Source organism: Methylobacterium segetis, assembly GCF_004348265.1.
GTDB lineage: Bacteria > Pseudomonadota > Alphaproteobacteria > Rhizobiales > Beijerinckiaceae > Methylobacterium > Methylobacterium segetis.
The window spans coordinates 1-8,256 of sequence record NZ_SMNT01000127.1 but is presented as its reverse complement, the minus strand read 5'-3'; the positions used below and the strand labels follow the sequence as shown (position 1 = coordinate 8,256).

The following is an 8,256-nucleotide window of genomic DNA, read 5'->3' as shown; positions in this document are numbered from 1 at the left end:
CGCCGCACCGTAGGGGTACGCCGCACCGTAGGGGTACGCCGCACCGTAGGGGTACGCCGCACCGTAGGGGTACGCCGCACCGTAGGGGTACGCCGCACCGTAGGAGTAGGGCGCGCCGAAGCCGCCCACCGATCGTACCGGCACGATCTGTCCCGTCACGGCGGCCGCGTGCCAGGGATTGGCCACCGGCAGCGCCGTCAGCGCGTTCAGGTAGGACGGGAGCGGCGCGAGGTAGCCAGCTCCACTCCGAGCGCCCGCCAAGCCCCAGGTGCCCGCCAAGCCCCAGGTGCCCGCCCAGCCCCAGGTGCCGCTCCAGCCGGCCGGCCAGCCCCACGGCCGCTCCGGCCCCTGCGGCGCGAGGTAGCTCGCCGCGTAGCCCATCAGCGCAGGCCCGCCCCAGCGGCCGGCGAACGGCACGCCGTAGCCGAAGTTCAGGCTATAGGCCGGCGCTCCCGCCGTGCTCAGCGTGCCGACGCTCCAGGCCGCGCGCGACGGGCTGAAGACGCCATCGGCCAGACCGATATCGTCGGGCAGCAGCGCCGTCAGCGCGCCGGAGCCGACCAAGCGACCGGTCGCGTCGAGGGCGGGAACCAGCGTGGCGTTGGTGGCGAAGATCCGGTTGTCGCCGGCGCCACCCGCGATCGTGTCGCGGCCGAGGGTCGCCGTGCCGAAGCCGGACGCGCCCGCAAGCCCCGTCTCCCAGCCGAGCCCCCAACCCGAGGCCCAGCCCACGCTCGCAGCCGACCAGCCCGAAGCGCCCCAGCCCCAGCCGTAACCGTAGCTTGGCCAACCCCAGCCGTAGCCCGTGCCCCAACCGGTTCCCCCGTCGAAGCCAGCCAGGAGCCGAGCCTGCACCTGCGCCCGCTCGAGCGCCAAGCCCGCCGGACCCGCGGTGCCGCCCCAGCCCGACCCGGCCGCCACCTGGATGAGCGCCGTGTCGCCGACGAGCAGATCGTCGCCCGTCCCCCCCGCGATCCGGTCGTTGCCGAGTTCCAGGCTCCAGCCCGCGGATGCGCCGGCAACCATCCAGCCCAGCGTCGCCGTCAGCGGGTCGATCGGGTGCGCCTTGGCAAGGTGCCCGCTCAGCGTCGCCGCCTGCTCCATCCACAGCCGGCTCAGATCCGCCTCGACCGCGAAAGCCTCGCCCGCCCGCGCCGGATCCCAGCTTGCCAGCGTGCGGCCCGCACCCGCCTGCAGGAGCACCAGCGTGTCGCCCACCACGACGTCGCCATCCGCGCCCCCATCGATCGTGTCGTTGCCGATCACGACCTGATGGCTCGGCCGGAACCGCTCCGGCAGACCGGCGAGGCTTCCGCCGGGCTGCGACAGGGTCTCCAGTGTCGCGGCCACCTGCGCCTGCGCGAAGCGGGCGGTCGCGGCGAGATCGGCCACCACGATCTGCACATCGTCCAGGAAGCCGTTCAGCGCGCGCGCCGCCGCCAGTGACGCGTCCCGCAGCGGGCCCGTCCCGGTCACGATGACCCGGCCGGCATCGCCCACGATGAGGTCGTTGCCGGAACCGCCGGTGATCGTGTCGTTGCCCAGGCTGATCCGCCCGGCCGACGGCCGTCCGAGGCCCGCATTCAACATGTCGGTGCCGCGGCTCAGGACGTCGAAGGCTCCCAGCAGATCCCGGAGGCTTCCCGAGACGGCGTCGATGCGCTCGTTGAGCGTGGCGTAGGTGGTCACGTCGAGCGCGTAGGTCTCGCCGCTGTCGCCATAGATCGTGTCGTTGCCCGCTCCTCCGTCGATCGTGTCGTTGCCGGCCAGGACCCCGTTCGCGTTGAACAGGCTCGGCACCAGCGAGGCGTAGACGGTGAAGCCGTTGCCATCCGTGCGCCGGATCGATCCCGAACCGGCGATGTCGGCCGCCGCTGCGGCCATGGCCGGGTAGACCTCGATCCGCGGCGCGCCGGAGGCCAGCAGCGACGGAACCAGATTGGCCGCCGGAACCACCACGGCCCCGCCCAGCGGCAGTGCCAGATCGATGCCCGCGGCCGCCCCGATCAGGCGCACCGCGTTCACGATGCCGGGCTGGTCGGAGACCGTCTCGGCCAGGTTCGAGGCGCGGTCGCCGTAGATCAGGTCGTCACCCTCGCCGCCGCTCAGGGTGTCGTTGCCGCGCTGACCGAACAGGACGTCGTTGCCCGCCCCGCCCGCGATCACGTCGTCGTCGGCCGCCGCCAGCGAGACCGCCAGCACGCCCGTGTTCCAGGCACCCGTGTCGCCGTGCAGCAACCGCGCGCCCGAGCCGTCCGTACCGCCCACCGCCAGCAGGAGGTCGGCCGAGGTCAGAATGTCAGCCAGGCCCGGCCGCTCCGCCCGGGTCCGGGAATCGATGCCGATGTTGGCGGTGACCGTGCCGATCTCCTCCAGCACCACGTCCCGGTGCCAGATGCCGTCCGTGTTGAGGATCGGCGCGCCGTCCGAGCCGTAGGCCCGCACGATCCGTCCCTCGTCGCCGAGCAGCAGGTCGGCGCCCGCCCCGCCGTCGATCGTGTCGCGGCCGAGGCCGCCCACGATCTCGTCCGAGCCGTCCCCGCCCGAGATCCGGTCATCGCCGATCTGGCCGAACAGGCGGTCGTCGCCCGCATCCCCGTTGAGCGTGTCGTTCCCGCCCACGAAGTCGATCAGGTCGAAGCGCAGCACGTCGCGCAGCACCGTGTCGGCGAAGGATCCGGGGTTCATCTGCCACGTCACGGCCTTCACGTCGTCCACGCGCACGGCGCGGGTGATCACGCCGTTGTCGCCCAGCACCACGTCCGCGCCGTCGCCGCCGGAGATCGTGTCGCTCCCGTCCGCCCCGCCCAGCACGTTATGACCGCCCGTGAGGTCGTCGTCGCCCGCCCCGCCGAAGAGGACGTCGTCGCCCTGCTGCCCGTACAGGAAGTCGTCGCCCGCCCCGCCTTCGAGCCGGTCGTTGCCGCCGCCGTCACCGGAGGCGGTGAAGAGCGAGACGGCCCGCTGGTTCACCGGGAGGGCCCGGTCGTAGAGCATGTGGTCGCCGAACAGGACGTCGTGCCCGTCGCCGCCGAGGATCACGTCGGCACCCGTGCCGCCGGCCGCGTAGTCGTTGCCGGCCCCCGCCTCGATCGTGTCGTCGCCGCCCACGAGCGGGTCGGTCGAGCGCAGGCGCCGCAGGACGGACCGGATACCCACCACGTCGAGATCCGCGCGGCCGTTGTCGCCGAGGATCATGTCGGCACCCGCGCCCGTGACGATGCGGTCGGCCCCGACCCCGCCGAGGACGAGATTGTCGCCGTCACCCGCCGTGATCGTGTCGTCACCGCCCGCATTCGGATCGATGGTCTCGAGCACGGCGAGCAGGCCGCTCGTGTAGAGCGCCCGACCGTGATCGCCCAGGAGCGCGTCGGCACCCCCGCCTGTGGTGATCGTGTCGCCGCCGAGCCCGCCCAGGACGAGGTTGGTGCCCGCGCCCGCGACGATCACGTCGCCGCCGCCCGAGGTCGCGTCGAGGGTGACGGCCGAAGCGATCACGCCCTCCGCGAACAGGACCTCGCCGCTGTCGCCGAGGACGAGATCGTCGCCGGCGCCCGTGCCGATCCGGTCGGCACCGGCGCCACCGAGGACGAGATTGTCGCCCTCCCCGGCCTCGATCCGATCGTCGCCGCCGACCGCGGTATCGGTCGAGGCGACCTGGGCCAGCCGGCCCTGGCCGTCGTAGCGAACGAGCCCGCTATCGCCCAGCACCACGTCGCGGCCGCTGCCGACCGTGATCGTGTCCGCATCCGCGCCGCCGAGCACGACGTTGTCGCCCTCGCCGCCCTGGATCGTGTCCTTGCCGCCGATCGCCGCATCGAGGCTGCGCAGCAGCACCAAGCGGTCGGCCTCGAACGTGGCCTCGCCGTTATCGCCGAGGATCAGGTCGGCCCCGAGCCCGGTGGTGATCGTGTCGGCGCCCGCGCCGCCGAACACCACGTTCGCGCCGTGACCGGCCTCGATCGTGTCGCCACCGCCGATCGCCGAGTCGGTCGTGGTGATGCGGCTGTAGCGTCCGAAGGCATCGAAGCGCAGTTCGCCGTTGTCGCCGAGGACCGCATCGCGACCCGCGCCCGTGACGATCGTGTCGGCATCCGTGCCGCCGAGCACCACGTTGTCGCCCGAACCCGCCCGGATCTCGTCCGACCCGCCGATCGCCGGAGAGGTCGTGCGGACAAGGACCGGGACCAGAGCCGAGAGCGTCACCGCCCCGTTGTCGCCCAGCACGATGTCCGAGCCCGAGCCCGTCGTGATCTGGTCCGAGCCGAACCCGCCCAGCACCACGCTGCCGCCGTCGCCCACCACGATCACGTCGCGGCCGCCCACGTCCGGTGCCGTCGAGGTGATCTCGGTGGCGCGCACCTGCGCGTCGAGGTCGACCGTGCCGTTGTCGCCGAGCACCACCGAGCGGCCCTGGCCCAGCGTAATCGTGTCGGCGCCCGAGCCGCCCATGACGAGGCCGTTGCCGTTGCCCAGGGTGATCCGGTCGTCGCCCGCGACCTCGACGTCCGAGGTCTCGGCATGGACCGGGTTGCCGCTCGCGAACCGCACGAGGCCGGCATCACCCAGCACCACGGCATCGCCCGTCAGGCCCTCGACCGTGTCGGAGCCGGCTCCGCCGAGCACCAGCTTGCGGCCGTGGCCGAGCTTGATCACGTCGGCGTCGCCGATGCGGGCATCGAGCGTCTGGGCGAGGGTGATGACGCCTGCCGTGAAGTCGATCTGGCCGCTGTCGCCGAGCACGATCTTGGCGCCGTCGCCCGCCGTGACGCTGTCGGCGCCGAAGCCGGCCACGACCACGTCCGTGCCGTCGCCGGCCCGGATCGCGTCGTTGCCGCCCACCGACATGTCCGTCGACAGGACCTGCGCGATCCGGCCCGCCGCGTCGTAGCCGACCCGGCCGTGATCGCCGAGGATCACGTCCGCGCCGGAGCCCGTGGTCACCGTGTCGCCGGCCGCGCCCGCGATCACGACGTTGTCGCCGTCGCCGAGGTCGATCGTGTCGGCATCGCCCGTCTCGACGTCCGTCGAGCGCACGAGGATGCGCTTGCCGTCCGTCTGGAAGGTCGCGAGACCGCTGTCGCCGAGCGCCACGTCGGCGCCCGAGCCCGCCCGGATCTCGTCGCGGCCGGTGCCGCCGATGATCGTGTTGTCGCCGTCGCCGGCCAGGATCGTGTCGTCGTCGCCGCGGGTCGGGTCGAGGGCGGCGATCCGCGTCAGGCGGCCGCCGGAGAAGCTCGCCTCGCCGTGATCGCCCAGGATCACGTCCGCGCCGGACCCCGTGGTGATCGCGTCGCGACCGGCGCCGCCCAGCACGATGTTCGCCCCATCGCCGGCCTTGATGACGTCGCCCGAGCCGATGCGCTCGTCGGTCGTGTAGACCTCGTGGACGAGGCCGGACTCGAACCGGATGACGCCGTTGTCGCCGAGCACGATGTCGGCGCCGGAGCCCGAGGTCAGCGCATCCGCCCCGACCCCGCCGATGACGAGGTTGTCGCCGGTCCCCGCGTCGATCCGGTCGTTGCCGCCGTCGTTCGGGTCGGTCGAGGCGAACTCGACGCGCACGCCGGCTTCGAACAGCGCGTAGCCGTCGTCGCCGAGCACCACGTCGCTGCCGCCGAGAGCCGTCACGGTGTCGGCCCCCGTGCCCGCGATGACGACGTTGTCGCCGCCGCCGACGTCGATCTCGTCGTCACCGCCGAAGCCCGGATCGAGGCTCTCGGCCCGCTTCACGCGGCCCTGCGCGTCGAACGTGACGTTGCCGTCGTCGCCGAACACGATGTCGGAATCGGCATCGGCCTTGCCCGCGTCGATCGTGTCGGAGCCGAGGCCGCCGAGCACCACGTCGGCACCCGCGCCCGTCACGATGCGGTCGCGCGCGCCGCCGTTGCGGTCGCTGGTGATGCGGGCCCGCACGCCGAGTTCGAACAGGGCGAGCCCGTTGTCGCCGAGCACCACGTCGGCGCCCGCCCCCGTGGTGATGGTGTCGTTGCCCGAGCCGCCGATGACGAGGTTGTCGCCGTCGCCCGCATCGATCGTGTCGTTGCCGCCGACGGCCGTGTCGGTCGAGGCGAACTCGACGCGCACGCCCGCGGAGAAGACCGCGTAGCCGGCATCGCCGATCACCACGTCGGATCCGCCGAGCGCGGTGACCGCGTCGTCGCCGGTGCCGGCGATGACGACGTTGTCGCCGCCGCCGACCCGGATGATGTCGTCTCCGCCGAATGTCGGGTCGAGGCTCTCGGCCCGCTTCACGCGGCCGATGGCGTCGAACGTGACGTGACCGTCGTCACCGAACACGATGTCGGCGTCGGTGTCGGTCGCCCCCGCGTCGATCGCGTCCGCCCCCAGGCCGCCGATCACGAGGTCGGCGCCCGCGCCGGTGTCGATCGTGTCGCCCGCGCCGCCGTTGCGGTCGCTGATCGCCTCAAGACGGATTCCGCCCGTGAAGGTCACCGCGCCGTTGTCGCCGAACACCACGTCGGCGCCCGCGCCCGAGACGATCCGGTCGGAACCCGCGCCGCCGAGCACGATGTTATTGCCGGCGCCCACGTCGATCTGGTCGTCGCCGCCGAGCGTCGGGTCGATCGTCTCGGCGAGGCTGACCCGGCCGAGGACGTCGAAGGTGATGTGGGCGTCGTCGCCGAAGACGATGTCGTCGTCGGTGTCCGCCTTGCCCGCGTCGATCGTGTCGGCGCCGAGGCCGCCGACGACGAGGTCAGCGCCGGACCCCGTCAGGATGGTGTCGCGCCCGCCGCCGGCGCGCTCGCTCAGAGCCTCCGCGCGGATGCCGTCCACGAAATCGACAGCGCCGTTGTCTCCGAAGACCACGTCCGCGCCGATGCCGGTGGTGATGCGGTCGCTGCCCGAGCCGCCGAGCACCACGTTGGCGCCGTCGCCCGCGCGGATCACGTCGTCGCCCGCCACGCCCTCGTTCTTGGTGGTGATGCGGGTGAGGATTCCGAGCGTGAAGCTCGCCTGGCCGTCGTCGCCGACGATCACGTCGGCGCCCGATCCCGTGGTGATGTCGTCGCCGCCGACGCCGCCGAGCACGACGTTGGCGCCCTCGCCCGCCTCGATCAGGTCGGCGAGGCCGAGGCTCGAATCGAGGGTCTCGATGAAGGTGAGGACACCGTTGAGGAACACGGCGTTGCCGTTGTCGCCGACGATCACGTCCGAGCCGGAGCCCGTGCGGATCTCGTCGGCTCCGACACCGCCGATCACGACGCTGCCGCCATTGCCCAGCGTGATCAGGTCGCGCCCGCCCGAGGTCGGGGCGGTCGTCACCGCCTGCGAGGCACGGCCTGCCCCGTCGAAGTCGGCCCGGCCGTTGTCGCCGAGCACGACGCTGCGGCCGTTCCCGGCCCGGATCGTATCGAGGCCCGAGCCGCCGAGGACGACGCTGTCGCCGTTGCCGAGCGTGATCGTGTCGTCGCCCGCGACGTTGTCGTAGGTCGTCTCGACGAGGATCGGCAGGCCGGTCGAGGTGAGCTTGGCATGGCCGGCATCGCCGATCACCACATCCGCGCCGTCGCCCGCCGTGATCAGGTCGCCGCCGGCACCGCCGACGACGACGTTGCGGCCCTTGCCGAGACGGATCGTGTCCCGGTCGCCGACCTCGGGGCTGATGCTCGCGATCTCGACGATGAGGCCGGCCTCGAAGTCGGCCTGGCCGGAATCGCCCATCACGACGTTGGTGCCGTCGCCGATGGTGATGGCGTCGAAGCCGGTGCCGCCGAGCACGACGTTGTCGCCGTTGCCGATGGTGATCGTGTCGTCGCCGCCGATCGTGGTGTCGGTGGAGATGGCACGCCGGATCTTGCCCGCCGGGTCGAAGGTGACGATGCCGTTGTCGCCGAGCACCACGGCGCCCTGGTCGGCGCCGGTGATGGTGTCGCCGGCGGCACCGCCGAGCACGACGTTGGTGCCCGAGCCGAAGCTGATCTGGTCGGCCCCGCCGATGCCCGGAGCGGTCGTGGCGATGCGCAGGAGAAGGCTCGTCGTGGTGGCGCCGGCGACCGTCACGGTGAAGTCGGCCTCGCCCGAATCGCCGAGGATGACGTGGTTGCCCGCCCCCGTGGTGATCCGGTCCGCGCCCGCGCCCCCGATGATGGTGTCGTCGCCGTCCTTGCCCTCGATGACGTCGTCGCCGCCGATCTCCGGCGTGATCGACTCGACCCGCTGGGCGCGGCCGTTGCGGAACGTGGCCCGGCCGGAATCGCCCAGGATGACGTGGTTGCCCGCGCCGACCGTGAT

General features: G+C 72.7%; 1 pseudogene. It reads right to left on the bottom strand.

From position 1 onward, the window contains the following. A pseudogene (locus E1J50_RS23345) lies at positions 1-8,256 on the bottom strand (LEPR-XLL domain-containing protein); the annotation flags it as partial.